At 71.4% G+C, this 26,845-nt stretch carries 21 protein-coding genes and 1 tRNA gene; 15 read left to right on the top strand and 7 right to left on the bottom strand.

Features of this window, described 5'->3' with window-relative positions; genetic code table 11:
- Positions 1-69 precede the first annotated feature (69 nt).
- The 3 genes from AS97_RS21615 to phoU form a co-directional block, all read right to left on the bottom strand.
- Positions 70-4,071 carry an AAA family ATPase gene (locus AS97_RS21615; RefSeq protein ID WP_210565478.1) on the bottom strand — a complete coding sequence of 1,334 codons (4,002 nt, stop codon included), beginning with the start codon at positions 4,069-4,071 and terminating at the stop codon, positions 70-72.
- Between the two features lie 449 nt (positions 4,072-4,520).
- Complete coding sequence (locus tag AS97_RS21610; RefSeq protein WP_014061583.1) at positions 4,521-4,751, bottom strand: hypothetical protein; 231 nt, start codon at positions 4,749-4,751, stop codon at positions 4,521-4,523.
- Between the two features lie 460 nt (positions 4,752-5,211).
- Positions 5,212-5,889 (bottom strand): phosphate signaling complex protein PhoU, encoded by a 678-nt coding sequence (gene phoU / locus AS97_RS21605; protein ID WP_059142777.1) that lies wholly within the window; start codon positions 5,887-5,889, stop codon positions 5,212-5,214.
- Between the two features lie 315 nt (positions 5,890-6,204).
- Here phoU and AS97_RS21600 point away from each other — a divergent pair, with 315 nt between their 5' ends.
- Both AS97_RS21600 and AS97_RS21595 read left to right on the top strand, forming a co-directional pair.
- Positions 6,205-7,503, top strand: coding sequence for an ATP-binding protein (locus tag AS97_RS21600; protein ID WP_086708663.1), 1,299 nt, complete (start codon positions 6,205-6,207; stop codon positions 7,501-7,503).
- Complete coding sequence (locus AS97_RS21595) at positions 7,500-8,180, top strand: response regulator transcription factor (protein ID WP_014061580.1); 681 nt, start codon at positions 7,500-7,502, stop codon at positions 8,178-8,180. Before AS97_RS21600 ends, AS97_RS21595 begins: the two co-directional genes overlap by 4 nt.
- A 317-nt stretch (positions 8,181-8,497) precedes the next feature.
- Here AS97_RS21595 and AS97_RS21590 read toward each other — a convergent pair whose 3' ends face one another.
- Complete coding sequence (locus AS97_RS21590; protein WP_086708662.1) at positions 8,498-9,220, bottom strand: DUF461 domain-containing protein; 723 nt, start codon at positions 9,218-9,220, stop codon at positions 8,498-8,500.
- Positions 9,221-9,816: 596 nt separating this feature from the next.
- Between AS97_RS21590 and AS97_RS21585 the strand changes: the two genes are divergently transcribed.
- The 6 genes from AS97_RS21585 to AS97_RS21560 all read left to right on the top strand — a co-directional run bounded on the left by AS97_RS21585 (position 9,817) and on the right by AS97_RS21560 (position 16,985).
- The gene (locus AS97_RS21585; RefSeq protein WP_009716930.1) at positions 9,817-10,299 is read left to right on the top strand and encodes a CarD family transcriptional regulator; all 483 of its coding nucleotides are present in this window, start codon (positions 9,817-9,819) and stop codon (positions 10,297-10,299) included.
- A 329-nt stretch (positions 10,300-10,628) separates the two neighbouring features.
- The gene (gene ispD / locus AS97_RS21580) at positions 10,629-11,423 is read left to right on the top strand and encodes a 2-C-methyl-D-erythritol 4-phosphate cytidylyltransferase (protein WP_059142774.1); all 795 of its coding nucleotides are present in this window, start codon (positions 10,629-10,631) and stop codon (positions 11,421-11,423) included.
- Positions 11,413-11,913, top strand: a complete 501-nt coding sequence (ispF, locus tag AS97_RS21575) for a 2-C-methyl-D-erythritol 2,4-cyclodiphosphate synthase (RefSeq protein WP_059142773.1) — start codon at positions 11,413-11,415, stop codon at positions 11,911-11,913. The genes ispD and ispF overlap by 11 nt, the downstream gene beginning before the upstream one ends.
- Positions 11,914-12,052: 139 nt before the next feature.
- The gene (gene cysS, locus AS97_RS21570) at positions 12,053-13,450 is read left to right on the top strand and encodes a cysteine--tRNA ligase (protein WP_086708661.1); all 1,398 of its coding nucleotides are present in this window, start codon (positions 12,053-12,055) and stop codon (positions 13,448-13,450) included.
- 177 nt (positions 13,451-13,627) lie between these two features.
- Positions 13,628-14,578, top strand: coding sequence for a 23S rRNA (guanosine(2251)-2'-O)-methyltransferase RlmB (rlmB, locus tag AS97_RS21565; protein ID WP_059142771.1), 951 nt, complete (start codon positions 13,628-13,630; stop codon positions 14,576-14,578).
- A gap of 649 nt (positions 14,579-15,227) precedes the next feature.
- The gene (locus AS97_RS21560; protein ID WP_210565477.1) at positions 15,228-16,985 is read left to right on the top strand and encodes a DoxX family protein; all 1,758 of its coding nucleotides are present in this window, start codon (positions 15,228-15,230) and stop codon (positions 16,983-16,985) included.
- A gap of 88 nt (positions 16,986-17,073) precedes the next feature.
- Here the strand turns inward: AS97_RS21560 and AS97_RS21555 are convergent, their stop codons facing one another.
- From AS97_RS21555 to ugpC, 3 genes are all read right to left on the bottom strand, one after another.
- Positions 17,074-17,874 carry a nucleotidyltransferase family protein gene (locus AS97_RS21555; RefSeq protein WP_059142799.1) on the bottom strand — a complete coding sequence of 267 codons (801 nt, stop codon included), beginning with the start codon at positions 17,872-17,874 and terminating at the stop codon, positions 17,074-17,076.
- A gap of 132 nt (positions 17,875-18,006) precedes the next feature.
- A complete protein-coding gene (locus AS97_RS21550; protein ID WP_059142769.1) occupies positions 18,007-18,426 on the bottom strand; it encodes a hypothetical protein in 420 nt (139 codons plus the stop codon).
- A gap of 341 nt (positions 18,427-18,767) precedes the next feature.
- Positions 18,768-19,904, bottom strand: a complete 1,137-nt coding sequence (gene ugpC, locus AS97_RS21545) for a sn-glycerol-3-phosphate ABC transporter ATP-binding protein UgpC (RefSeq protein ID WP_059142798.1) — start codon at positions 19,902-19,904, stop codon at positions 18,768-18,770.
- A 176-nt stretch (positions 19,905-20,080) separates the two neighbouring features.
- On the opposite strand from ugpC, the gene AS97_RS21540 reads away from it, so the two are divergent.
- The 7 genes from AS97_RS21540 to AS97_RS21510 all read left to right on the top strand — a co-directional run bounded on the left by AS97_RS21540 (position 20,081) and on the right by AS97_RS21510 (position 26,792).
- A tRNA-Thr gene (locus tag AS97_RS21540) sits at positions 20,081-20,153 on the top strand.
- A 490-nt stretch (positions 20,154-20,643) separates the two neighbouring features.
- Entirely contained in the window at positions 20,644-20,901 is a 258-nt protein-coding gene (locus tag AS97_RS21535) for a LysR family transcriptional regulator (protein WP_014061570.1), read from the top strand.
- Between the two features lie 648 nt (positions 20,902-21,549).
- Complete coding sequence (locus tag AS97_RS21530; RefSeq protein WP_059142768.1) at positions 21,550-22,281, top strand: response regulator transcription factor; 732 nt, start codon at positions 21,550-21,552, stop codon at positions 22,279-22,281.
- Between the two features lie 117 nt (positions 22,282-22,398).
- Positions 22,399-23,208 carry a LuxR family transcriptional regulator gene (locus AS97_RS21525; protein WP_086711257.1) on the top strand — a complete coding sequence of 270 codons (810 nt, stop codon included), beginning with the start codon at positions 22,399-22,401 and terminating at the stop codon, positions 23,206-23,208.
- Between the two features lie 157 nt (positions 23,209-23,365).
- The gene (locus AS97_RS21520) at positions 23,366-24,109 is read left to right on the top strand and encodes an alpha/beta fold hydrolase (protein ID WP_059142797.1); all 744 of its coding nucleotides are present in this window, start codon (positions 23,366-23,368) and stop codon (positions 24,107-24,109) included.
- Between the two features lie 4 nt (positions 24,110-24,113).
- Complete coding sequence (locus tag AS97_RS21515; protein ID WP_107119180.1) at positions 24,114-24,842, top strand: IclR family transcriptional regulator C-terminal domain-containing protein; 729 nt, start codon at positions 24,114-24,116, stop codon at positions 24,840-24,842.
- Positions 24,843-24,923: 81 nt separating this feature from the next.
- Positions 24,924-26,792: an AfsR/SARP family transcriptional regulator gene (locus tag AS97_RS21510; protein WP_247204452.1), complete on the top strand. Its 1,869-nt coding sequence runs from the start codon at positions 24,924-24,926 to the stop codon at positions 26,790-26,792.
- Positions 26,793-26,845: the final 53 nt, after the last annotated feature.

Here is a 26,845-nt window from a genome sequence, read left to right as displayed (position 1 = left end):
GTGTGGGAGCCGACTCCTCCCTCCGATAAGGAGTTGTGACCGCGATCACGCAACGTTCTCGCAACGTCGTCACCGACCGCAGGGAGGCTCGTACGACAGCCGCGGCAGATACTCGTCCCATTTCTCCGGTGTCAGCACGCCCCGGGACATCGAGCAGATACGACGATCCGCCTCGTCCACGTCCAGGCTCCACAGCCGGACCGTGTCGGCGCCGCTGGACACCCCGAGCATCCGGTTCCCGCGGCTGAACGACAGGAAATTGCCGGTCTTGGCGTTGGGGCTCAGCGACTGTCCGATGGACGTGGCCTTGGACGGGACGGTGACGTCCCACAGGCGGGCCGTGTTGTCGTTGCCGCCGCTCGCCAGGGTGCTGCCGTCCCGGCTGAACGACAGCGACACGATCGCGTCGGTGTGGCCGGTGAGAGGGGAGCGCAGCCGGGTCGCCCTGCCGGGGTCGGTGACGTTCCAGAGCCGGACGGTGTTGTCGTCGCTGCCGCTGGCCAGTGTGCGGCCGTCCGGGCTGTAGGCGAGCGCGTTGACGGGGCCGAGGTGTCCCGTGACGCGCGGGCCTCGTCGGACCGCGTGACGCGGGTCGGTCACGTTCCACAGCCGGATGGTGTTGTCCGCGCTGCCGCTGGCCAGCGTCCGGCTGTCCGGGCTGAAGACGAGGGAGTTGACATAGCCCTTGTGGCCGGTGAGCGGCGCGCCGAGCCGGCGGACCCGGGACAGGTCGCCGACGTTCCACAACTGGATGGTGTCGTCGTTGTACGCGGTCGCCATGACGCGCCCGTCCGGGCTGAAGGCCAGCGCGCCGGCGAACCGGGTCCGCAGGGGGACGGGCGGCTTGTAGGCGACGGGGTGGGCCGGGTCGGTGACGTTCCACAGCCGCACCTCGCGGTCGCCGGTCATCATCGCGAGGGTGTGGCCGTCGGGGGAGAACGTCAGTTCACGGATCGAGCCCTGGCCGGGGCTGAACGGCTTGCCCAGTGGCACCGGCCGGGTGGGCTTCTCCACGTTCCACAGCCGGACCTTCTCGTCCCGCCCGGCCGTGGCGAGCACCTGTCCGTCCGGGCGGAACGCTCCGCTGCGGCCGACCATGTCCGACGTCGGCAGCGACCACAGGCGGACCGTGTTGTCGCCGGACCCGGTGGCGAGGGTGCGGCCGTCGGGGCTGAAGCCCAGGGCGTACATCTCGCCGCTGCTGCCCGCGAGCGGCTCGCCGACCTGCGACGGGTACTCCGGATCGCTGACGTTCCACAGGCTCGCCGTGCTGTCCTGGCTGGCGGCGGCGAGCATGGATCCGTCCGGGCTGAAGGACACCGACCAGATGGGGCCGGTGTGGCCGGTGAGCGGCGAGCCCAGTGGCTCCGCGCGACGCGGATCGCCGACGTTCCACAGCCGGACGGTGTTGTCCGCGCTGCCGCTGGCCAGCGTCCGGCCGTCCGGGCTGAAGGCCACCGAGTGCACCAGGTCCTTATGGCCGGTCAGCACCGTCTCGATCCGCTTCGGACGGCGTGGATCGGCCATGTTCCACAGTCTGATCGTGCCGTTGTCGCCACCGGCCGCCAGGGTGCGGCCGTCGGGGCTGAACGCCACGGAGCGTACGGCGGCGGTGTGGCCGGTCAGGGCGCCGAGCGGCTTCGGCCGGCCCGGGCGGCTCATGTCCCAGAGACGAACGACGCGATCTTCCGTGGCCGTGGCCAGCGTGCGTCCGTCCGGGCTGAAGGCGAGCAGATAGATCGTGCCGTCGTGGCGGGACAGGGGCGCGCCGAGCGGACGCGGGTGGCGGGGGTTCCGCACGTCCCACAGCCGGACCGTGCCGTCGTCGCCGGCGCTGGCCAGGGTGTGGCCGTCCGGGCTGAAGACCGCGCTGCTCACCCAGCTCGTATGGCCGGTGAGGGGTTCACCGAGCGGTTTGGGGCGGGTCCGGTCGCTCACGTCCCACAGCCGTACGGTCCGGTCGTAGCTGGCGGTGGCCAGCAGCCGCCCGTTCGGGCTGAACGTGGTGAGGTAGACGGCGCCGGTGTGGCCGTGGAGCGGGGTGGCCAGCGGCGCGTTCACCACCGAGAGCAACCGGTTCTTCGTGGCCTCGTCGTCCGGCCGCAACCGGTGTGCCACCAGGGCGAGTTGGGCGGAGAGCGACGGATCCGTGTACTGGAAGCGATCGGATTCGGTCACCACCTGCTCGAACACCGCGTCGTCCCGCTGCTGCCAGGCGACCACCGCCGTACCGGCGGCCAGGACCGCCAGGACGACCAGAGCCGACACCGCACCGCGGCTGAGCCACACCGTGCGCCTGCGCAGCCGGACGGACGCGGCCAGGAACTCCACCGCGCTGCGGGTCAGATAGGTGCCGCCGGCGGTCTTCGCCCAGGTGTGGGCCTGCTCCAGGCGGGAGCCCCGGTAGAGCAGCGACGCGTCGCGGTTCGAGCCCTCCCAGGCCCGGCCGTCCTCCTCCAGCCGCTGGCGCACCAGATGGTCGTTCCGGTCCTCGTCGATCCAGTCGCGCAGCCGTGGCCAGGCGTGGAGCAGCGCCTCATGGGTGATCTCCACGGTCTCCGCGTCGAGCGTCACCAGGCGGGCGCGGACCAGCGCTTCGAGCGATTCCTCCGTCTTGCCCGGATCCGTCGACTCCCTCGCCAGCTGGTGCCGCGTCCCCCGCCTGCGGGTGGCCTGGGTGTCCTCGCCCAGCCGGACCAGCCGCAGCAGAAGCAGTCGCGCGGCCGTGCGCGCCTCGGCGTCGAGGTCGGACCAGGCGCGTTCGGCGGTGGCCGCCACCGCGCCCTGGATGCCGCCCGCCGCGCGGTAGCCGGCCAGCGTCAGCCGTCCCGCCTTGCGCCGCTGCCAGGTGGCGAGCAGGGCGTGGGAGAGGAGCGGCAGCACGCCCGCGTCATGCGTGCCCCGAGGGCTGTCGGCGCTCACTTCACGGACGATCAGCTCGGCCAGTCCCGGTTCGAGCTCCAGCCCCACGGCCTTGGCCGGGCCGGTCACCGCTTCGCGCAACTCCGCGGTGGTCAGCGGCCCGAGCACCATATGCCGGTGCTGGAGCGCGTCGGCCAGTTCGGGATAGGCCAGGCACAGCTCGTAGAAGTCGGCGCGGATGCCGAGGACGACGAGCACGGGGGGCGGCTCGCCGGGGCCGTCGGGTGTGCAGACGGCGTGGAGGAGCTGGATGAACGCGCGCCGGTCCGTCTCGTCCGAGCCGAGGGTGAACGTCTCCTCGAACTGATCCACGATCACCACCGGACGGGCGGCGGCGGACGTCTCGCGGTCCGCCCACGCCGTGACGGCCTCGCGCATCGCCCGCGCGAACCCGGGAGTGCCGGGCTCCCGTGCCTCGGTGCCGGGCTCCCGCGCCTCCGGTTCGGCCGACGTGGGGACGACGTCCGCGAGTTCGGGGATCCGGCGGGCCAGCTCGGCGAGCGGGTCGGCGCCCGGCACGAGCTGCAGCACCCGCCTCTCGCGCAACGCGGGCACCAGGCCGGCGTTCAGCAGGGAGGACTTCCCCGCCCCGGAGGCGCCCACGAGTACGACCAGGCCGCCCGTCTCCTCCGCCGCGCACAGCTGCGTGACGAGGGCGTCCGTGCTCCGCTCGCGGCCGAAAAACCACCGGGCGTCCTGCTGACGGTACGAGGCCAGCCCACGATACGGGCATACGCCACCGGAGACGGCCGGGGTTTCGGCCGGGGGCCGTTCCTCTTCTTCCGCGGACGGGTCGGGGCGTTCGCCGACCGGGTCGGCCACCGCGCGTTCCCACAGCCGCTGCCAGTGGGCCATGTCGTACAGGCCCTTGGACACCGGCACGGGCCGCGCGCGGCGGGCGTCGGGTATCAGGACGAGCAGGACGGCCGCGAGGGCGATGAACTGGGCGGGTACGTTCTTGGCCCGCCGCCAGTCGCTGATCCGCTGGGCGGAGACCCGTACGGGACGCCCTCGCTCGTCGGTCCGCTGGAGTCGGACGACCGCCTCGGACACGCTCTTGAGGGGAGGGTTGCCGGCCTCCCGGTACAGCAGCGCGAGGCGTTCCGCGAAGGCTGTGCGTGCCCCCGAGTCGGAACTCAAGGTCTCCACTCCTTACTTCCCCCGCGCTCTGAACATCCGGACCGGAAAACTCACTTTATACGGCTGACCAGCGGTGAAGTCGGTAATGCGATACCGGAACCTCCTCGGTGAGAGGCACAACTGGCAGGATCATGGCGCAGTAGCGCACCCCACCACGAGCCGCTCAGCAAGGCCATCAGCTCAGCGCACGGAGAGACAACCCATGACACCGCAAGTTCTCGGTCAGCTTTCGTCGACGTCACACGTCGCGCCGGAGCCACGAGACGGCGGTCGCGGGCTCGTCGTGTGAGTTCGGGAGATCCGTGGAGCCGGTCCCGTCCGGACGGCTGTCGCATCGACCACGGATCCGGCCTCCGCACCTGATCCGCGCCGGCACGGCGCGGATCGCCGCCGCCCCATGGTTCGGCACCGGTCCCCACGAGGGGAGGGACCGGCGCCGAACCTGGGAGCGGGTCAGGTCATCGGGGCGCGGCGGGCCAGTCGCCGGGGCCGCCGCCGTTCCATTCGATCAGCTCGGGGTTGTCGAGGGTCGCGTTCTCTTCGAGCACACCCGCGCGCTGCAGCAGCCGCCGGAGCTCGTCCGCGCTCACCACCACGCCGACGTCCTGTCCGTCGATCAGCACACGACGGCGGCCGTCCAGCGGTTCGTCCACCACCACGCGGGCCGGGGCCGGGGTCTTGTCCTCCATAGCACCAGGCTCGCCGCATCCGGCGCCAACCGCACCTCGGGCGGGACGTGCCGACGAGGCCGAACGGCAGCGGGCCTGGCCCACGAGGCCGACGGCAGAGGGCCTGGGACCGGTCATCCGGTCCCAGGCCCTCCGTCATGCCGGTCATGCCGGTCATGCGGTCGCGCGGTCGCGCCGATCCTGCCGGTCGTACGTCGTACGGTCGGGCCCGTCAGCCGCAGCAGCCGCCGCACTGGCACGGACCGCCGGACTGGCAGCCGCAGCCGCAGCCCGATCCGCAGCCGCATGCTCCGACAGGGTTGCCGACGGGGTGGGTCGGAGGGGTTTCGGGCTTGGAGAGGTCCGCCATGCGTCGCCTCCTCGGGAGGGGTCACGTCACCTGCTCTTCATGGTGCCGACGACCCGGCGGCCGCGCGCAGGGGCGCGTCGACGGCGCTTCGATGCACGCCGTCGCGGACGCTCACGCCCCTTCGACGTCTCCCTGCGGGGACATCTCGTCGGCGTGCTCACCGGTGACCAGGTAGACCACGCGCTTGGCGACGGAGACCGCGTGGTCGGCGAACCGCTCGTAGTAACGGCCCAGCAGCGTGACGTCCACGGCGGTCTCTATGCCGTGCTTCCAGCGGTCGTCCATCAGGTGCTGGAAGAGGGCGCGGTGCAGCAGGTCCATCGCGTCGTCGTCCTGCTCCAGCTGGAGCGCGAGGTCGACGTCCTTGGTGATGATGACCTCGGCGGCCTTCGCCATCAGCCGCTGCGCGAGCTGGCCCATCTCCAGGATCGTGGCGTGCAGATCGTGCGGCACGGCCGAGCCCGGGAAACGGAGCCGGGCCAGCTTGGCGACATGCTGCGCGAGGTCGCCGGAGCGCTCCAGATCGGCGCTCATCCGCAGGCTGGTCACCACGATCCGCAGATCCGTGGCGACCGGCTGCTGCCGGGCCAGCAGGGCTATCGCCCGTCCCTCCAGATCCCGCTGCAGATCATCGACCTTCTCGTCGGCGGCGATGACGCTCTCGGCGAGCTTGAGGTCCGCGTCGAGAATGGCAGTGGTGGCACGGCCGATGGCCGAGCCGACGAGCCGGGCCATGTCGACCAGGCCGTCCCCGATCGAATCAAGCTCCTCGTGGTACGCGTCCCGCATCACTGACCTCTTTCACTGACTCTCGGTGATGATCTCTGACAGGTTTCTGGCAGATCTCCGTGGTTTTTGCCCTCGAGGGCCCCACACTTCCACGCTCCGGCCGGAACGCGTCCGCTTCCGGCATCGGGCGTTAATCACACCTAACTCCCAGGTGAACTCTCGGCAACGTGGCCCCGGCCGCTCCGTGTGGCACCTGCCCGGCGAAACGTCCGGAGTGAACCGATACCGACGCCGCGGTGAACTCTCGGCAACGTATGACCAAGGGGATCGTCACGGGGCTGTGGAGTGGTCTCGCCACCCGCATAACCTGGACGCATGAACGTGAACGCGGCGATCGCCGCAGTGGCGGCGCTCGCCGGGTTGTGCACCGGCGTCATCGCCATGCTGGCGTTCCGCTGGAGCGAGCGTGAACAGGCGAAGCCTACGCGCTCCTCACTGCATACCGACGCCGTGCTGCCGCCCGGCGTCGACACCGTCCTGTCGGTGCTGCGCTCCTCGGCCGTCGTCCTCGACGAAGCGGACGCCGTCGTCAAGGCGAGCTCGGCCGCGTACGCGCTGGGCCTGGTGCGCGGCGGCAAGCTGGCCGTGGAGCCGATGCTGGCCATGGCCCGCGACACCCGGCGGGACGGCGAGATCCGCCAGATCGAGCTGGATCTTCCGCGCCGCGGCACCGGCCGGGGCGGGGACGCGCTCGCGGTGTCCGCCAGAGTGGCCCCGCTGGGCTCCCGGCTGGTCCTGCTGCTGGTGGAGGACCTCACCGAGGCCCGCCGGATCGAGGCCGTGCGACGAGACTTCGTCGCCAACGTCAGCCATGAGCTCAAGACCCCGGTCGGTGCGCTGTCCCTGCTGTCCGAGGCCGTGATGGACGCGTCCGACGACCCGGAGGCGGTCAACCGCTTCGCCGGCCGGATGCAGGTCGAGGCGACCCGGCTGACCAGCCTCGTCCAGGAGCTCATCGACCTCTCCCGGGTGCAGAACGACGACCCGCTGGAGGACGCCGAGCCGGTCCGGGTGGACGAGCTCGTCGCCGAGGCCATCGACCGGTGCCGCCACCAGGCGGGCACCAAGCAGATCACGATGGCCACGGGCGGCACCGCCGACCTGCACGTCTGGGGCAACCGCGGCCAGCTGGCCGCCGCGCTCGGCAATCTCGTCGAGAACGCGGTCAACTACAGCCCGGCGCGTACCCGCGTCGGCATCGCCGCCCGCCGCATCCCCGCCACCGGCGGGGACCTGATCGAGGTCGCCGTGACCGACCAGGGCATAGGCATCTCCGAGAAGGACCGCGAGCGGATCTTCGAGCGCTTCTACAGGGTCGACCCGGCCCGCTCGCGGCAGACCGGCGGGACCGGGCTCGGTCTCGCCATCGTCAAGCATGTGGCCGCCTCGCACGGCGGGGAGGTCACCGTGTGGAGCGCCGAAGGACAGGGCTCCACCTTCACCCTGAGACTCCCGGAAGCCGGTGCGGCACGGGACCGGGACCGCTCGAGGAGCCAGCCGAGCGAGTCGAGCGAGTCGTACGACACCGGAGCAGACCTCGATGGCGAGGACCACGGCCGGCCGTACGAGACCTTCACCAATGAACCACTCTCTGCCCCGGAGGTCCTTCCGTGACCCGAGTTCTGGTCGTCGAGGACGAGGAATCGTTCAGCGACGCGCTGTCGTACATGCTTCGCAAGGAGGGATTCGAGGTCGCGATCGCGACGACGGGGCCCGAGGGCCTCGACGAGTTCGAGCGCAACGGCGCCGACCTGGTGCTGCTCGACCTGATGCTGCCGGGTCTGCCCGGTACGGAGGTCTGCCGTCAGCTGCGCGGCCGGTCCAATGTCCCGGTGATCATGGTGACCGCCAAGGACAGCGAGATCGACAAGGTGGTCGGGCTGGAGATAGGCGCCGACGACTATGTGACCAAGCCCTTCTCCTCACGTGAGCTGGTCGCCCGGATCAGAGCCGTACTGCGCCGCCGCGGTGAGCCGGAGGAGATCACCCCCGCCGCCCTGGAGGCCGGGCCGGTCCGGATGGACGTGGACCGGCATGTGGTCACGGTCGGCGGCGGCAAGGTGGACCTCCCGCTGAAGGAGTTCGACCTGCTGGAGATGTTGCTGCGGAACGCGGGCCGGGTGCTGACCCGGATGCAGCTGATCGACCGCGTCTGGGGCGCGGACTATGTGGGCGACACCAAGACGCTCGACGTCCACGTCAAGCGACTCCGGGCCAAGATTGAGCCCGATCCGGGCGCGCCTCGGTATTTGGTGACGGTGCGGGGCCTGGGCTACAAGTTCGAGCCGTAAACCGGACCCGAGCCCCCGGAGCACCGGAGCCGCCGGACGGAGTCCGGCACAGCGTCCCGAAGCCCGTGAGGCCCGCCAGGGCCGAGCGGTGCGAGGGGGTGCATGTGGGAGGGGGTTTGAGCCGGACCCCTGGGCGCCTCGGTATGCGGTGACGGTGCGGGGCCTGAGCTAGAGGTTCGAGCCGTGAGCCGTGAGCCGTAAGCCGTGAGCCGTAAGCCGTACAGCCGGACCCACGCGTGAGGGCGGCCCTGGAAAGCTCCAGGGCCGCCCTCACGCATGTCCGGGGCCGGTCTCAGGGGCCGGCCTCGGTGACGGTCTCAGTGATCGTCGCCGTTCGGGTTCGGCTCGCCCGTCGCGATGCCGTTCGGGGCGCCGCTGCTCCGCTCGGAGCCCGGCTGGCCGCTCGCCGTGTCGCCCGGCTTGTTGGTCGCCGAGCCGGACGGGGTGCCGCTGGGCTTGCCACTGGGCGTATCGCTCGGCTTGCCACCGGGCGTCGCCGAGCCCGTCGGCTTGGCCGTCGGCAGCTCGGACGGGCCCCAGCCCTTGAAGTAGCTCGTCGCCGGGACCACGAACGCGGTGACCGGGATATTGCCGGTCGAGCTGAGGTCGAAGACGACCCGCTCCGCGTTGCCGTCCTGGGCGGCCTCGCGCCCGTCGCTGATGACGGCGGAGGCATTGCCCTCGCCGCCGAAGGCCACCGAGCCGCCGGCCGGGACGACGACCGGGCCGCTCTTGCCCTTGGCCGGGCTGAGCTTCACCCGCGCGTTGCTGCCGGGGAGGGTGATGGCCTTGACGGTCTGGTCCCCCTTGCCGTTGTTGAAGAGCCGGCCGGTGACGACGGCCGGGCCCTTCGCGTCGCGGTCCGGCTGGGTCACCAACGTGGCGTTCTGGATCTTGATATCGCCGACAGCGGTCGCGGCGTTGTCGGGCTTGACCTTCAGCGTCTGTGCGTCGTTCCCGGCTCCGCAGGCGGAGAGCGGGGCGACCGAGACCACGATGGCGGCTGCGGCGAGGGCGCCGCGTCGAAGGCTGCTGCTCACGGCGGCGGCATCTCCTAGGACGAGGTAGACGAGGTAAAGACTGGATCAGCGCGCTTAGATTACCGATCCGCCTGCTTCGGCCCGCACCCGACCCGCCCCAAGGCGCTCGGCCCCGGGCGGCGCACCCGTGCGCGCCTGGTTGCGGGGTGCGTTACGAGGTCCGTACGGCGCCGTCCTGAAGTCCCGAATATCGGCTCGGCCGTTCCCGCGGGAGATTATCGGTAAGGAATCCATGCGCGTCCGAGAATTGATCACACACTTGATGCGCTCTGTGTGATCAGGTCGGTGATCAATTCGCGAATCGGGGCCGGATCGCTCGCTCCTGATCCGAACGGAGTAGCGGAAGTCCATCGACCGGACTCCGGCAAAACGGGACGTACACCCACTCGTCCGGGCTTCTTCGGGTGCGTAACGGGCGGGTTTCCGTGTGCCCGGACAGCCGCTCCCACCTGCGAATACCCGGTTCCGCACGCCTCGTGCAGCACGTTCCGGCCGCACTTGTCAAGCCCCGAGATATGCCCTGACCTGCGAAAACGCCATTCAGAAGAAGGCGTTCCCGTGTTACCCTGGATAGCCACGGAAGGGGTACCTGTCACATGACGTTCAAGGTTGGCGACACCGTGGTCTATCCCCATCACGGGGCCGCGCTGATCGAGGCCATCGAAACTCGCCAGATCAAAGGCGTGGACAAGACCTACTTGGTGCTGAAGGTCGCTCAGGGTGACCTGACGGTTCGTGTGCCGGCGGACAATGCGGAGTTCGTCGGTGTGCGTGATGTGGTCGGCCAGGACGGGCTGGATCGGGTCTTCGAGGTGCTGCGTGCACCGTATGCGGAAGAACCGACGAACTGGTCCCGTCGTTACAAGGCAAATCTCGAGAAGCTCGCCTCCGGCGATGTGATCAAGGTGGCCGAGGTCGTGCGTGATCTGTGGCGCCGAGAGCGTGAGCGCGGACTCTCCGCCGGTGAGAAGCGCATGCTCGCCAAGGCCCGTCAGATCCTGGTGAGTGAGCTTGCTCTCGCCGAGAGCACCAATGAGGACAAGGCCGAGGCTCTGCTTGACGAGGTTCTCGCGTCCTGAATATCAATGCCGTGGTGCCCGAGTGACTCAGACATCTTATTCCCGCTAAGTCGTCTGTCGCCGGGCGCTGCGGCATGCGTACGCACCGGACGCTGTGATCCCCATGCGGTGATCTCTTGGATCTCCACGTGGTGATCTCTTGCGAGCCCCGGTCGTCGCACTCTGTGTGCCGGTGCCCTCAGCCACGCCACGGTGCGCGGTACAAGGTGTGCCGGGCCCGGGCAGCTGACTCGACCGGTCGTCACGGAAGGGGCCGATCGGGCCATCGCGCCCGGCACGCTGTGGCCATACCCATCTCGGCTGAGGAAGCAAACCTGAACGCCAACTCAATGTCCGCGACCCCGGATCACGGCGGCTCCGGCGCGTCCGGCCGACCCGCCCGCACCGCCGCCGTGATCCCCGCCGCGGGCCGCGGTGTGCGGCTGGGTCCGGGCGCCCCCAAGGCGCTGCGCCCGCTGAGCGGCACGCCCATGCTCGTCCACGCGGTACGGGCGATGGCCGGATCACGCTCCGTCTCCCTCGTCGTCGTGGTCGCCCCGCCGGACGGCGCCGACGAGGTGCGGCGGCTGCTGGACGCGTATCCGCTGAGCGGCAGTCTCACCGACACCACCGAGGTGGTGGTCGTGCCCGGCGGCGAGACCCGCCAGGAGTCGGTGCGCAAGGGGCTGGCCGCCGTCCCCGAGACCGTCACCACCGTGCTGGTGCACGACGCGGCGCGGCCGCTGGTGCCCGTGGACACGGTGGACGCGGTCGCCGCCGCCGTACGGGACGGGTCGCCCGCCGTCGTCCCGGCGCTGCCGCTGGCCGACACCGTCAAGCAGGTCGAGCCGCGCACCGGGGAGCGGGCCGGTGAGCCCGAGCCGGTCGTCGGCACCCCCGAGCGCGCCCTGCTGCGCGCCGTCCAGACCCCGCAGGGCTTCGACCGCGCCACGCTCGTGGCCGCCCACGAGAAGATCGCCCTGGAGGGCGAGGGCGCGACGGACGACGCGGGCATGGTGGAGCGGCTCGGCGTCGAGGTCGTGGTCGTCCCCGGCCATGAGGAGGCGTTCAAGGTGACCCGGCCGCTGGATCTGGTGCTGGCCGAGGCGGTTCTGGCCCGCAGGAGGGCGAACGATGGCTTCTGACGCGGTGGCGCTCCCCCTGGTGGGCATCGGCACGGATGTGCACGCCTTCGAGAAGGGCCGTGAGCTGTGGTGCGCGGGTCTGCTGTGGGGCGGCGAGGAGTACGGGGAGTACGGACTGGCCGGCCACTCCGACGGCGATGTGGCCGCGCACGCCGCCTGTGACGCGCTGTTCTCCGCCGCCGGGCTCGGTGATCTCGGTGCCCACTTCGGCACCGACCGCCCCGAGTGGTCCGGCGCCGCGGGCACCACGCTGCTCGCCGAGGCGGCCCGGATCGTGCGGGACGCGGGCTTCGAGATCGGCAATGTGGCGATCCAGGTGATCGGCGTGCGCCCCAAGATCGGCAAACGGCGCGAAGAGGCGATGAAGGCGCTGACGGCGGCGGTGGGCGCCCCCGTCTCGGTGTCCGGTACGACCACGGACGGCCTGGGCCTGACCGGCCGCGCCGAGGGCCTGGCCGCGATCGCCACGGCGCTGGTGGTCCGGCGGTAACGGGGGGCAAAGGGGGCAGGGGCGTCGTCGGCTGCCGTCCGCGCGTCCCACGCCCCGGTTTCGTCCCGAGTGTCACGCTTCTGTGTCCCCGCCGGGGAAGGCGCACAGGGCACCGTTCACTTCCCACTACCCTTGATGCGTGACCATTCGCCTGTACGACACCAGCGCCCGGCAGATCCGTGACTTCACCCCGCTCAGGCCGGGCTGTGTCTCGATCTACCTGTGCGGCGCGACCGTGCAGGCGGCCCCGCACATCGGGCACATCAGGTCGGGGTTGAACTTCGACATCATGCGCCGCTGGTTCGCCCACCGCGGCTATGACGTGACGTTCATCCGCAATGTCACCGACATCGACGACAAGATCATCGCGAAGTCGGCGGAGCAGAAGCGGCCATGGTGGGCGATCGGCTACGAGAACGAGCGCGCCTTCAACCAGGCGTACGACATCCTCGGCTGCCTCCCGGTGACCTATGAGCCGCGGGCGACCGGTCATGTCCCCGAGATGATCGAGATGATGCGGGAGCTGATCGACCGTGGTCATGCCTATGCCGCCGAGGGCAATGTCTACTTCGATGTGCGCTCGTTCCCCGAGTATCTGAAGCTCTCCAACCAGGATCTGGACGGACTGCGCCAGCCCTCCGGCGAGGGCGAGATCGGCAAGCGCGACCGGCGCGATTTCGCCATGTGGAAGGCGGCCAAGCCGGGGGAGCCGAGCTGGGAGACCCCGTGGGGGCGCGGCCGTCCCGGCTGGCACCTGGAGTGCTCGGCGATGGCGCACAAGTACCTCGGGCGCGCTTTCGACATCCACGGCGGCGGCGTCGACCTGATCTTCCCGCACCACGAGAACGAGATCGCGCAGGCCAAGGCGTTCGGCGACGACTTCGCCGCCTACTGGGCGCACAACGCCTGGGTGACCATGAGCGGCGAGAAGATGAGCAAGTCGCTCGGGAACTCGGTGCTGGTCTCCGAGATGGTCAAGCGCTGGCGTCCGATCGTGCTCCGCTACTACCTGGGCACCCCGCACTACCGGTCGATGATCGAGTACAGCGAGGAGGCCCTGCGCGAGGCGGAGTCGGCGTTCGCGCGGATCGAGGGCTTCGTCCAGCGCGTGGTGGAGAAGGCAGGGACCGTCGAGCCCGCGGCCGAGGTGCCGCCCGCCTTCGCGGAGGCGATGGACGACGACCTCGGGGTGCCGCAGGCGCTCGCGGTCGTCCACACCACCGTCCGCCAGGGCAACTCCGCGCTCACCGCCGACGACAAGGAGGCGGCGGTCGCGCGGCTGGCCGAGGTGCGGGCCATGCTGGGCGTGCTGGGCCTCGATCCGCTCGATGAGCACTGGGCGGGCGGTTCGGACCGCGGTGAGGATCTGCACGGCGTGGTCGACTCGCTCGTCCGGCTGGTCCTGGAGCAGCGGCAGGCCGCGCGGACCCGTAAGGACTACGCGACGGCGGACGCGATCCGCGATCAGCTCCAGCAGTCGGGTCTGGTGATCGAGGACACCCCGTCCGGACCGCGCTGGGAGCTGGGCCAGCGTTGAGCCCTGACCTCCCGTGAGGCCCTGACCTCCTGTGTTGTGCCGCCCGGCGCCCCGGGCGGCACACTTGTGACCGTACAAATGACCGCACAGACGCCTTTGACCTCACAGACGGGTGACGTTCGGCGTCCGAGCCGCTTGCTGAGCAGCGCTGAGCAGTGAAGAGACAGGTGACCATTCATGGCCGGCAACAGCCAGCGCAGGAACCGCCGTACCAGCAACAAGAAGGGTGCGACGGTCGGCAGCGGAGGTAAGCGGCGCCGCTCCCTCGAGGGCAAGGGACCGACCCCGCCCGCCGAGATGCGTAAGGGACATGCCAAGCAGCGGATCGCCAACGCGCGGACCCGCCAGGCGGCCAAGCGCCCCGTCGCGCGCCGCGGCGGCAAGGGTTCGAGCGAGCTGGTGGTGGGCCGTAACCCGGTGGTCGAGGCGCTGCGCGAGGGCGTTCCGGCGAACACCCTGTATGTGCAGCAGTTCATCGACAGCGACGACCGGGTGCGCGAGGCGCTGAAGCTGGCCGCCGACCGCGGCGGCATCCACCTCATGGAGGCGCCCAAGCCCGAGCTCGACCGGATGACGAACGGCCTGAATCACCAGGGTGTGGTGCTCCAGGTCCCGCCGTACGAGTACGCCCACCCCGAGGACCTGAGCGCGGCCGCCTTCGACGACGGCGAGGACCCGCTGATCGTCGCCCTCGACGGCGTCACCGACCCGCGCAACCTGGGCGCCGTGGTCCGCTCGGTGTCCGCCTTCGGCGGCCATGGCGTGGTCGTACCCGAGCGGCGCGCGGCCGGGATGACCGCGGGCGCCTGGAAGACCTCCGCGGGCACCGCCGCCCGCACCCCGGTCGCCCGCGCGACCAACCTCACCCGGACGCTGGAGGCTTACCAGAAGGCGGGCCTGACGGTGGTCGGGCTGGCCGCGGACGGCGAGGTCGAACTCCAGGACGTCGAGGCGCTGGACGGCCCGCTCGTGATCGTCGTCGGCAGCGAGGGGAAGGGGCTCTCGCGGCTGGTGGGCGAGACCTGCGATCTGCGGGTGCGGATCCCGATGCCGGGCGGCGCGGAGTCGCTCAACGCGGGCGTGGCGGCGGGCGTCGTCCTGTACGAGGCGGCTCGGCGCCGGGCGTAGGCGCGGGCCTTTGGCGCGGGGGCCTTGGTGCCTTGGCCCTTGGGGCGGGCCACCGGCAAGGGGTGCGGTCTGCTTGATCCGGCGGGCCCTTGGCAGGGGTGCCGTCGGCTCGCTCCAGCCGTGGAGCAGGCTCGGTGCGGTCGCCCGGGCCCCCGGCTGGGGCTCCGCCCCAGACCCCGCTCCTCAAGCGCCGGAGGGGGCTCCTCAATCGCCGGAGGGGCTGGGGTTGCCCCTCAACCGGCGGAGGGGCTGAGTTGGCCGACGGCGGCCGACCTCAGCGCCCGCGTGACGGCGGCCTCCGGGCCGAGCCGCTGTCGGCTGTCCGCCGGCCCAGGGCCGACTCCACCGGGTCTGCCAGGCGCTCCGCGACCGAGCGGGCCCGGGCGCGGGCCCGGTTCGGCGAAGCAGGTCGGTGTGGTTGTGGTGTGAGTGGGGCCTGGCCGAGGTGGGCTCGGTGCGGTCGTGATGCGGGCCCGATGCGGCCGTAAGGCGCGCACGGTTCGGCCGTGGGCCGGGGCGTGGGTGCCCTGGCCCGGGCGGGTCCCGCAGCCGATGATCTTGACGGGCCTCGGACAGATCGGGACGTCCCCGGCAGTGTCTTTCCCGTCCGTCACTCGGTTAGTTGGGCGTGGAGACCAGAAAAGCCCGCATGCCTTCGCCCCTGGCGGGAAGCGCGCGGGGATTCGACGACGAGCCACAGCTGACCATGGCCAAGGTGCCATGCGATCCCGCGCAGGTCGCCGTCAACGCCCCGAGCTTCCGGGTGCAGCTCAGCGCCCCGGTCGTCAGCAGCGCGCTGACGAACACGGCCCGGCTCACCCGCGTCCCGGCCCCGGGCCGGCGTCGGCCGCCCGTGGTGTGGAGCGGCCGCACCCGCCCCGGCGGGGACGCCGCGGCGACCCGGCTGCTGCAGGCCGTGCGGTACTCCGCCGAGGGGTTGACCGACAGTCTGTCCGACAGTCTGTCCGACGGCCTCTCGGACCGTCTGTCCGATGGCCTGTCCGATGGCCTGTCCGATGGCCTGGGCCGTTCCCGGTCCGGGGAGGGCGCCGAGGACGTGGGCGCCACGCAGGTGCTGCCGCGGATCGCCTTCGACGACGACACCCCCACGGTCATCGGACCGCGCAGCTCCCGTACGGAGAACGCGCCCCGGTCGTCCGGCGGGCGGAGCCGTCCGGGCGCGGACGGCCCGGCCGAGGCGAGCGGTGCGAGCGCGGCGGCCCGGGCGGCCGGGGCGGAGCGGCGCGGCGCACCCTCCGGACGACCGGGCGCCATCGACGGCGACGGGCCCGAGCCGCGGAGCGCCACGGTGCCGCGGCCGCGCCGCCACTCCGAGTCCGTGCGCCACGCCTACTACCCCGGGCGCCGGATGAACCTCGGCGTCGTCCTGCTCCCGCTGCGCATCTTCCTCGGCTTCATCTCCGTCTACGCGGGGATGGGCAAGCTCTCCGACCCCGTCTACTTCGACGGCGGCGAGCGCGGTTCGATGGTCACCTGGCTGCGCACGCTGCACCCCTGGCCGATCGCGGAGCCGCTGCGCGACCTGGCGCTGGAGCATCCGGTGGGCGCCGGGCTGACCGTGGCGTTCCTGCAGATCGTGGTCGGGGTGCTCACCGTGCTCGGGCTGTGGCAGCGGCTGGCCGCCTCGTTCGGCGCGCTGCTGTCCGCCGCGCTGATCCTCACCGTGAGCTGGCGTACGGTGCCGGTCTACGACGCGCCCGACATCATCTACCTCGCCGCCTGGAGCCCGCTGGTCATCGCGGGCGCGCCGGTCTACTCGGCGGACGCCCGGCTCGCCGGCGAGGCATGGCGGCGGCTCGGCCCCCGGGCCGAGCTGTGGGAGCTGCGGCGCCGGGTGCTGCGCCGCGGCGGTGTGATGGCGATGGTGGTCGCCGGGCTGACGCTGCTGATGGGCTCGATGCTGGGCACCGCCGTACGGTCCTCGGAGGTCGTGAAGGCGCCGGAGCCGAGCGATATGCCGACGAACAACCTGCCCGGCTCGCCGCTGCCCAGCAAGTCCGTGGAGAGCCCGCGCGGCGGGCAGCGCGGGCCGATGGGCACGGGCGGCGGCTCGGCCGGTGCGCCGTCGCCGCGCGAGCGGCTGCCGCACCGCCCCAAGCCGTCCGCCTCGGCGTCGACGTCCTCCTCCGGGGTGCCGAGTGTGACGGGGTCCGCGTCCGGTACGTCCGACCGCCCCAGCAACGGATCTCGGTCGCGCCCGGGCCTGGGCACCACCCCCCGCTCTCCGCGCCACCCCCTGGCCCCGACGGCGGGTCCGTCGGCGCTGGGCGGCGCCGGAGGAGGGATGTCCGCGGGCGGCTCGGAGGGCGGCCTGCCGGAGGACGACACGTCGACCTACAGCGACCCGGCCGCCGACGAGGCCCCCTTGGGCGGCCTCCTCGGCTGAGCCGGGGCCAGCGGGGCACCGCGCCGGGCGTACGAGGAGTCCGAGGCGGACGAGGCGGACCCACGCAGAGCCGCCCGCGCGCAGCCGCTCAGCCGTGTGGCACCGGTGCTGTGTCGAAGGAGCCGTGGCCTTGTGGTGCTGGGCCCGAGGCGAGTTCCTTCGCGGCCTCGGTCAGGTCCTTGGCGGTGTCGATGGCCCGCCAGTACGCGCCCTGGGGCAGCGGGAAGCCCGCCAGCCGCCGTTCCCGCGCCAGGCGCGGGAACGTGGTGCGCTCATGGTCACCCCGGTCGGGCAGCAGCGCGGTGAAGGCGGCGGAGAAGACGTAGACGCCCGCGTTGATGAGATACGGCGAGGGCGGCGACTCGATGAAGTCCAGGACGTGGCCGAACTCATTGGTCTCCACCGCCCCCCAAGGAATGCGCGGCCGGGCGAGGGCGAGCGTGGCGGTGGCGCCGCGCTCGTCGTGGAAGTCCGCCATGTCGCGGAGCGAGAAGCGGGTCCAGATGTCGCCGTTGGTGGCGTACCAGGGCTGGTCGGGCTCCGGGAGCCTGGCGGCGGCGAACTTCAGGCCGCCGCCGCGCCCCAGCGGCTCCTTCTCGACGACGGTGCGCACCCGCAGTGGCAGGTCCGCGGTCTCGAGCCAGTCCTGGAGGACGGCGGCGAGGTGGCCGCAGGAGACCACGGCGTCGGTGACGCCCTCGGCGGCCAGCCAGGCCAGCTGATGGCCGATGATCGGGGTCCCGGTGCCCGGGATCTCGACCATCGGCTTGGGGCGGTCGTCGGTGTACGGACGCAGCCGTGAGCCCTGGCCTCCGGCCAGGACGACGGCTTGTGTGGGGCGCGCGCTCTGGTGGGGAGGCCCGGGTCTGCGCTCGTCGTCATCGCTCATGAACCGCACCATATGCGGTGGGAGGACCGCCGCAGGCGGAGCCGGAGCGGGAACGGCGGCAAGAGCGGGAAGAGCACGGGCGGTACGGGCCGCGGCGGGAGCCGCGCGGCCTCGGCGGGACGGGTGACGCGGTCAGCGGTACGCCTGGGTGGTACCGGAGGCGAACGAGGTGTCGCAGACGGGCCGGGCGTACGCCTGGGCGCGGCTCACACCGCCGTACTTGGCGACCGCGGCGCGGCCCAGCGCACGGGCGATGGAGGCGCAGTGCTGGGCGAGCGAGGGCCGTTCGGCGGTCGCGGTCTGAAGGTGGGTGAGCGCCACGGAGGGGTTCTTCTCCTGGAGCTCGGCCAGCAGCCGGTCGCGCAGCAGCTCATGCGGCGCCCGGTGGGTGGCGTGGGTGGACGCCCGGTCGGAGGAGGCGGTGAGGATCTGCGACTCGGAGCTCGGCGAGGCCCAGGGGACGCGGGTGACCGCGAGGGTGCCGGAGAGGACGAGCACGACGGGGAGGACGAGAGCGAGCGTTCTGCCGATGCGGCGGGCTGCGGTGTTCACGGGGTAGTTCCTCGCGGGTGGGTGGTACGGGACTGCGGTACGCGGTGATCGTAGCGAGGAGCGACGATTTGGCGACATTCCGTCACCAGGCTGGGTGATGGAAAACCACCCTTGGCGATCGGGAGGTTGACGCTCGGGGTCGAAATGGTCGAAATGTCGGGGAATTTATCGACAACGCAACAACGCGGCAACCGCCCCCGCGCAACGCGGCAACCGCCCCCGCACGCGGCAGCAACCGACCTCGCGCAACGCGGCAACCGTCTCCGCGCAACGCGACGGCGCCGCCCGTCCGCGGGGAGCGGACGAACGGCGCCGTCGGAACGACTGACAGGCCAGTGGGCTCAGTCGCTGAGCCGCTCCCCGGTGGAGCTCGAGAAGACGTGCATCTCGCCCGGCCGCGGCACGACGTGCAACTGCGCGCCCTTCTCCGGCACCTGGCGCCCGTTCACGCGGACGACCAGGTCCTTGTCCTCGCCGCCGACCTCGGCGGCGCCGTAGACATAGCCGTCGGCGCCCAGCTCCTCGACGACGTTGACGGTGACGGCGAGACCGGCCGGGGCGTCGTCGGACGCCTTGGTGAGGGCCTTGGCGGCGCCGCCGTTCTGCTCGACCACGTCGAAGTGCTCGGGCCGGACGCCCACGGTGACCGTGCGGTCACCCTTGTCCGCCGCGGCGCTCAGCGCCTCACGCGAGACCGGGACGACGCTGTTGCCGAACTTCACACCGCCGTCGGTGATCGGCACCTCGACGAGGTTCATCGCCGGCGAGCCGATGAAGCCCGCGACGAAGAGGTTGGCGGGGCGGTCGTACATGTTGCGGGGCGAGTCGACCTGCTGCAGCAGGCCGTCCTTCAGCACCGCCACCCGGTCGCCCATGGTCATGGCCTCGACCTGGTCGTGGGTGACGTACACCGTGGTGATCCCGAGCCGCCGCTGCAGGCTGGCGATCTGCGTACGGGTCTGCACACGGAGCTTGGCGTCCAGGTTGGACAGCGGCTCGTCCATGAGGAACACCTGCGGCTCCCGGACGATCGCCCGGCCCATCGCCACACGCTGCCGCTGACCACCGGACAGCGCCTTCGGCTTGCGCTCCAGGTACTCGGTGAGGTCGAGGATCTTCGCCGCGTCCTCGACCTTCTGCCGGATCTCGGTCTTGTTGACGCCGGCGATCTTGAGCGCGAAGCCCATGTTCTGGGCGACGGACATGTGCGGGTACAGCGCGTAGTTCTGGAACACCATGGCGATGTCCCGGTCCTTCGGCGGCAGGTGGGTGACGTCCCGGTCACCGATCCGGATGGACCCGCCGTTGACGTCCTCCAGCCCCGCGAGCATGCGCAGGGAGGTGGACTTTCCGCAACCGGAGGGGCCGACGAGGACGAGGAACTCGCCGTCCTCGATGGCGATGTCGAGCTGATCGACAGCGGGCTTCTCAGTGCCCGGGTACACCCGGGTTGCCTTGTCGTACGTGACCGTGGCCATGGTGATCTGTCCCTTCACCGGCAGGAACGTGCCGGACGATCCGAGTAAAGGAGGGGTCTAGTCCACCGGAGGTGGATTGGCGTGACGCTATACCGGACAGGGCGGCTCTGTCTCTAGGTGGGCCCCGAGAATTTTCGAACGGATCACGCCCCGGGGGCGGGTACACTGCTGGGGATGCCGACTTAGCTCAGCTGGTAGAGCACCGCTCTTGTAAAGCGAAGGTCGTCGGTTCGAACCCGACAGTCGGCTCTGAGCCCGAGCAGGGAAGAAGCCCCGGATGGCCTGTCCTCCGGGGCGCTTGGCATCCACGGCTGAATCACCAAAGCCCGCCATCGTCGATGGCGGGCTTTCGTGACGGTGAAGCGTGTCGGTCGGCGACTCGGGCGGCTCATGGGGCAGGTCGGTGGAGCCCGGGCGATGGGGTCCGTCCGGTGGAGAGCGTGACCGGGCGGGCGGCGGCATGTCCCGGAGGGTTCCGTTTGGGCGTTCGGGCAACTCGCGCTGTGTGCGGTGAACGCGGGGTGAACTTTCCTCGGGACCGGGTTCTTCACCTCCGGTGTTGCAGCATGTTCCGCTCTGGTGAAGTCTTCGCGGCCCGTCGCATTGCAGCTTCCTGCACCGGATGTTGCCTTCCGAGATTGAGTACGTTGATATGGTCTCGACGGATCGGATAACCCGTGCGTTCTTGGCGACGGGTTCTCGACGGCCACCAGTTGGTGGTCGCCGGACAGGGGGCAAAATGCATGAGCGGGAGTTCCGCGCTTTCGTATCCATCGCCGAGATAGGGCGTATGGATCAAGCGGCCAAGGCGCTCGGCTATTCACAACCGGCCATCAGCTACCAAATCAAGTGCCTGGAGCAGATGCTGGGCACCAAGCTTTTCACTCGCGACTCCACCGGTGCACAGCTCACCAGAGAAGGTCGCATGATTCTTCCGTCCGCACGTGCGGTGCTCGCGCTGATCGACAGCATGAAGGGCGTCTGCGCCGCGGCCTGACGCGTGCCGCAATCGCCTTCGGTCCGGATTGTGGCGGCCGTCACCCAGGAATGGGGAACTCCTCATGTGGATGATCACCGCATGGGTTTGGAGTGATATGACCCGCTGGTTCGCGGCTTGTCGGAGTCATTCTCGATTCCCGGTGTTGGCTGGCAGTAACAGGACAGCAACAGTCCGGGATGCTCGCTGAAAGCCTCCTCATCGATACGTACAGTGATGATCGCGACGGCGGGGGCGGGGAGCCCGGGGGTTGCGCTACAGCTAGCTGACAACTTCGGGGGTTCGTGCGGCGGGGCCAAGGGGGGGTGTTACGGGGCGGCCCACCTGCTCTTTCTGGGCCAACTCGGATGCATTGACTGGCGTAGGAGTGGGAACTACTGTCGGCCGCGCATCGATGATTGAAGTGTTCCGCCTTTCAACCTTTATCGACGGGACATACCTGGCCATTCAGGGGGATGGTCAACCACTTCAACCTCCCAGCCGCATCCCGGGCCCACCGGTCCGAGGTTCGCTGGTGATCGTTGTGTCATAACGGGGGTAATAAGCGTGACAGGTTTGGCGATGGCGCCTGTTTCCGCGAGAGCGGGAGAACAGGCGGCGATAAGCGCGGCTTCGGGAGCCGGCGGCCCTGAACCGGGGCGTGACGGCGTGGTGCAGGCTCTGCTCCAGGCCCGTAAATTGATCGAATCGACGGTGAATCTGCACCGTCGCACCGTGGCCCGGCACGCCGTGGTGACGGTGAAGGGGAATGACGCGGCCGTTGCGAATGCCGTGGAGGCGCTCGTCGACCGGGCCCGGCACGGCATCAGCATCGCGCTCCCCGCCGGCGGTGACCGGGCCGAGGTCATGGTCTCGGCGCTGCGCCGGCTGAACGGGCCGGACCATGAGCGCATTCCGGTGCGGCTGCTGTGCACGCCCGGTTCGCTCACCGACCCAGCGATCCGGGCCGCCATGGAAAGCGATGTGAACACGCAGGTCAAGGTCGTCGACGCGGTCATGGAGATGCTGATCGTGGACGGCGGCGTGGCCATGGTGCGGTCCTCCGCGGAGCGCGGGGGAGGGGATGTGGTGTCGGTCATCGAGGACACGGCGTCCGTCCGGGCCCTGGATCTGCTGTTCGCCGGTGCGTGGTCGGGCGCGGTGCGCCCCGCGGAGCACCGCTGGATCAGCGAGCGGCTGCGTACCGAGTCCGCCCGGCGCATCCTGGAGCGGCTCTGCAAGGGCTACACCGACGATGTCGCGGCCCGTGAGGTCGAGGTCTCGTTGCGCACCTACCGGCGCCATGTCGCGGAGATCATGCGGGCGTTAGGGGCCAACTCCCGCTTCCAGGCGGGGGTGCGGGCGGTCGAGCTGGGTCTGCTGTCGACGGCCGACTGCTGACCCGTGGAGCGGCGCGGTGCGGGGCCGGGCCGCGCCGATGGGCGGACACGAGTGGGTGTTCCGCGGTTGATTCGCGATGAAGAACTCACACGGGGGGTGAGTGGTGTGCCATCCGGGATGCCCGAGAGCGCTTCGGGCAGCAGCCGTCGAGAGGTCGACCTCGTGCCGGTCGAGGCCGCCGATGAATTCGAGCGGGAGCTGCTGGAAGTCAGCGCGCTCCTGGCGTCCACGGTGGACAGACGCCGCAACCAGCTGCACCGCGACTCCCTGGTGGACGTCATCGACGCCCATGAGGACGCCGTCGAGACGGCGGCGCGGCTGGTCACCCATGCCACTACGCGCGTCGATGTGGTGCTCGCCGCGGAGCCCGCGTACTCCGAGGCGGTCCACGACGCCCTGACCGCGCTGCTGTCCGGGGCGGCGCGCACGACCTCCCGGGTGCGGCTGCTGTGCACGCCCTCGACGCTCGACTGGCGGTTCGTCTCGGCGCATGCCGCCGAACCGCGGGTACGGACCCGGGTGGCCCGGATCCCCGCGCTGGTCGCCGTGATCGCCGACAACGAACACGCGCTGGTGTGCGCCGCATCGGTGGCCGGCCGCCGGGCCTCGGTGGTCCGCGCTCCCGGTGTCATCCAGCCGCTGGTCGCGCTCTTCGACGGGGTGTGGCGCAACGCGGTCGAGGTCTCCGACCGCATCGAATTCGGCGACAAGACACGGGCGGATATCGCACAGCAGATACTCGAGCGGCTGCGGGCCGGGGTGACCGACGAGGTCGCGGCCCGGGAACTCGCCATGTCCGTACGCACCTACCGAAGGTATGTCGCGGAGATCATGGCGTTACTCGGGGCGAATTCACGATTTCAGGCCGGAGTACGCGCCGCGGAACTCGGTCTGCTCATTTCGCAATCCCCCGGTGAGCGACGGTGACACGCCATCGCATTTTTTTCAGAAGCCCACGGCAGCTTCATGACGGGCCGTTGCCCGGTGCGTCGGGGCGCGGCTAGAACTGGCCGCAAGGAATGCGGGGCGGGTCACCAGGGCGACGGGGGATCGGCCGACGATGACGAGGAGGTGCGTGGAGAAGATGGCCGTCGGCATCGACAGCAAGTGGTTCCGCAGATACGGGACCGAGGCGGCGCCGCGCAGGCGGCTGGTCTGCCTGCCGCACGCGGGGGGATCCGCCGGGTTCTTCCATGGCTGGGGGACCGCCTTCGACTACGGCGTGGAAGTGCTCGCCACGCGCTATCCGGGCCGGCAGGAACGGCTCGTCGAGCCGGGCATCGACCGCATCGAGGACTTGGCGGACGAGGTCACCGCGGCCCTGCTGCCCTTCGCGGACGTGCCGTTGACCCTCTTCGGCCACAGCATGGGCGCGTCCGTGGGGTACGAGGTCGCGCTGCGGCTGGAGAGCCGGTACGGCATCCGCCTCCAGGCGCTCTTCGTCTCCAGCCGGAAGGCGCCGCACAAGCTGACGCCCCAGACCACCTACCTGGACGGCGACGAGGCGCTGCTGGAGGAGGTGCGGGGGCTCGGCGGCACCGACGGCGCGCTGCTGGACGACCCGGATCTGCGCGAGGTGGTGCTGCCCGCGCTCCGGGCGGACTTCAAGGCGGTCGGGACGTACGGTCCCCGTACCGCGGCGCCGGTCGGCTGCCCGGTGGTGGCCCATGTCGGGGACGGCGACCCGCACATCAGCGCGGAGGACATGGCCGCCTGGGGCGAGGTGGCACCGGCCGGCTTCGAACTGCGGGTGCTGCCGGGGCACCACTTCTACCTGGTGGAGCAGCGCGACGCCGTCGTCCGCGCGCTTGCCGAGCATCTGGGCTGAACTCATGGCCCACTCGACGATGACCTCACCGCCGCTGATGAGCGGAGTGGGCGTGCTCGACAAGGCGTCGCTGCTGCTGGGCGTGTTGGAAGGCGGCCCGGCCACGCTGGCCCGGCTGGTCTCCGACACCGGTCTGAAACGGCCCACCGCGCACCGGCTGGTGCTGGCCCTGGAGCGGCTGGGACTGGTCGCCCGCGACGGGCACGGGCACTTCGCCCTCGGCCCCCGGCTGGGCGACATGGTCGTCGAGGCCCGCCAGGACCGGCTGAAGGCCCAGGCCGGCCCGGTGCTGGCGCAGGTGAGCGCCCGGACCGGGACGAGCGCCCGGCTCCACCGGCGCCGCGGCCGGATGCGGATCTGTGTGGCCTCCTCCGAGGTGCTGGGCGGTGAGCCGATGCCGGTGGGCACCGCGTTTCCGATGAAGTCCGGGGCGGTGGCCCAGGCGCTGCTCGCGTGGGAGGAGCCCGAGGCGCTGTACGAGGCGCTGCGGGGGGCCCGGTTCACCGCGGCCATGCTCTCCGGCGTACGGCGGCGGGGCTGGGCGCAGAGCGTCGGGGGCTGGGAGCCGGACACGGCGACCGTCTCGGCGCCGGTGCGTTCCCCGGACGGGCGGGTGATCGCGGCGCTGTCGCTCTCCGGGCCGATCAGCCGGGTGGGCCGCAATCCGGGGCATCAGTTCGGCTGTGAGGCGATCGACGCGGCGGTGCGGATCGCCGAGTTGTCAGGTTGCTGACGCCTCGCGGACGGCGGGGCTGGGTGGGACGAGGGCGGGGGTGGTCGGGCCGAACGACACCGAGGCCGTGGGGAGGCAGCTGTGCGGCAGGTGGAGTTCGGAATCCTCGGACCGGTGGAGGTGCGCGTGGACGGGCGGCTGCTGCCCGTCGACGGTGCCAAACAGCGGACCGTGCTGGCCGCCCTGCTGCTCTCCGGCGGCCGGGTGGTCTCGGACGACCGGCTCAGCGAGCTGCTGTGGGGGCGCAATCCGCCGGTCACGATGACCGCGCAGCTCTACACCCATATCTCGCGGCTGCGCAAACGCTGCGCCCCCTGGCTCCACTTGGCCCGCCGGGGCCCGGGATACACCATGGACCACAGTGGGGCCCGGTTCGACTGGGAGGATTTCCAGCGCCTGGCCGAGCAGGGGCGCGGGGAGCTCGCCGACGGCCGGTACGCGGACGCCGCCGAGCGGTTGCAGTCCGCCCTGGCGCTGTGGCGTGGGCCCGCCCTGGCGGATGTGACCGGCTTCCTGGAGGAGACGGAGCTGCCGCGTCTGGAGGAGGCCCGGATCAGCGCGGTGGAGCACCGTATCGAGGCGGAGCTGGCGCTGGGCCGGCACGCCCGGTCCGTACCCGAACTGACCCGGCTGGTGGCCGAGCATCCGCTCCGGGAGGCGCTGCGCGGCCAGTTGATGACCGCCCTGTACCGGTGTGACCGGCGGGCGGACGCGCTGGCGGTCTACGAGCGCGGACGGCGGGTGCTGCGCGACGAGCTCGGGATGGACCCCGGCGCGGGACTGCGCCATGTCCACCACGGCGTGCTGCGCGGCGATCTGCCCGGCCCCGCCGCCCCGGAGCCGGTCCGGGTGCGGCTGCACAAGGCGGGGCGGGCTGGCGTCCCCGGACCCGAGTCGATGTCCGGGGACATCTGGGCCGGTCTGGTGCCCGCCATGCTGCCGACCGACATCGGCGATCTGAGCGGGCGCGCCGAGCAGCTCGCGGTCGTCGTGGACGGGCTGCGGGCCCCCGGGCGCGGCGGGGCGACGGTGCTGACCGGCGCTCCGGGCACGGGCACCTCGGCGCTGGCGGTGCACGCCGCGCACCGGTGCCGTGAGGACTTCCCGCACGGGCAGCTCTACGCCGATCTGCGGGAGGAGGACGGCGGGCCGAAGGATCCGCTGGATGTGCTGGGCTGGTTCCTGCGGGCGCTCGGCGCCGGCCATCACGATCTGCCCGCGGCCCTGGACGAGCGGGCGCAGCTGTACCGCAGCCGGCTGGACGGCCGCCGGGCGCTGGTGGTGCTGGACAACGCGGTCGAGGACCGGCAGGTGCGCCCGCTGCTGGTGAACGGCGACGGCTGCCGCACCCTGATCACCGGCCACTCCTCGCTCACCTCGGTGGAGGGGGTGCGCCTGGTGCGGCTGGACCCGCTGGACCCCGCGGAGGGGCGGCTGCTGCTGGCGGCGCTCGCGGGGCCGGGGAGGGTGGCGGCGGAGCCGGAGGCGGCCGATCGGATCGTGGCGCGGTGCGACGGGCTTCCGCTGGCGCTGCGGATCTGCGCGGCGCGGCTGGCGGCGTATCCGCAGTGGCGGCTGGCGCATCTGGCGGACCGGCTGGCGCCCGCGGACCGGCGGCTGGGCGAGCTGTCCCTGGGCAGCCTCGATGTGCGGGCGACCCTGGGCCGCTGTCACGCCCGGCTGGCGCCGACGGCCCGGTACGCGTTCCGGGCGCTGGCGCATCGGGAGGAGGGCTCCGCGTTCACGTCGCGTCAGGCGGCCGTGGAGCTGCGGTGGCCGGAGGGGCGTACCGAGGACGTGCTGGAGTCGATCTCGGAGGTCCGCCTGCTGGACATCGTCGCCGACGGGGATCAACTGCGGTACCGATACCGCCCGTTGGTGCGGCTGTTCGCCCGTGAGCAGCGGGGCCGGGGCCCGGGGCCGCAGCCACCGGTGCACGTTACGGGCTGATCCGGCCGGGCCTACGGGGCTTCCTCGGGCCGGGCCCCCGGCGGTCCTGGTGG

Origin of the sequence: Streptomyces sp. AgN23 (genome assembly GCF_001598115.1) — a bacterium.
Lineage (GTDB): Bacteria > Actinomycetota > Actinomycetes > Streptomycetales > Streptomycetaceae > Streptomyces > Streptomyces antimycoticus.
This window is presented reverse-complemented; position numbering and strand designations above follow the sequence as displayed.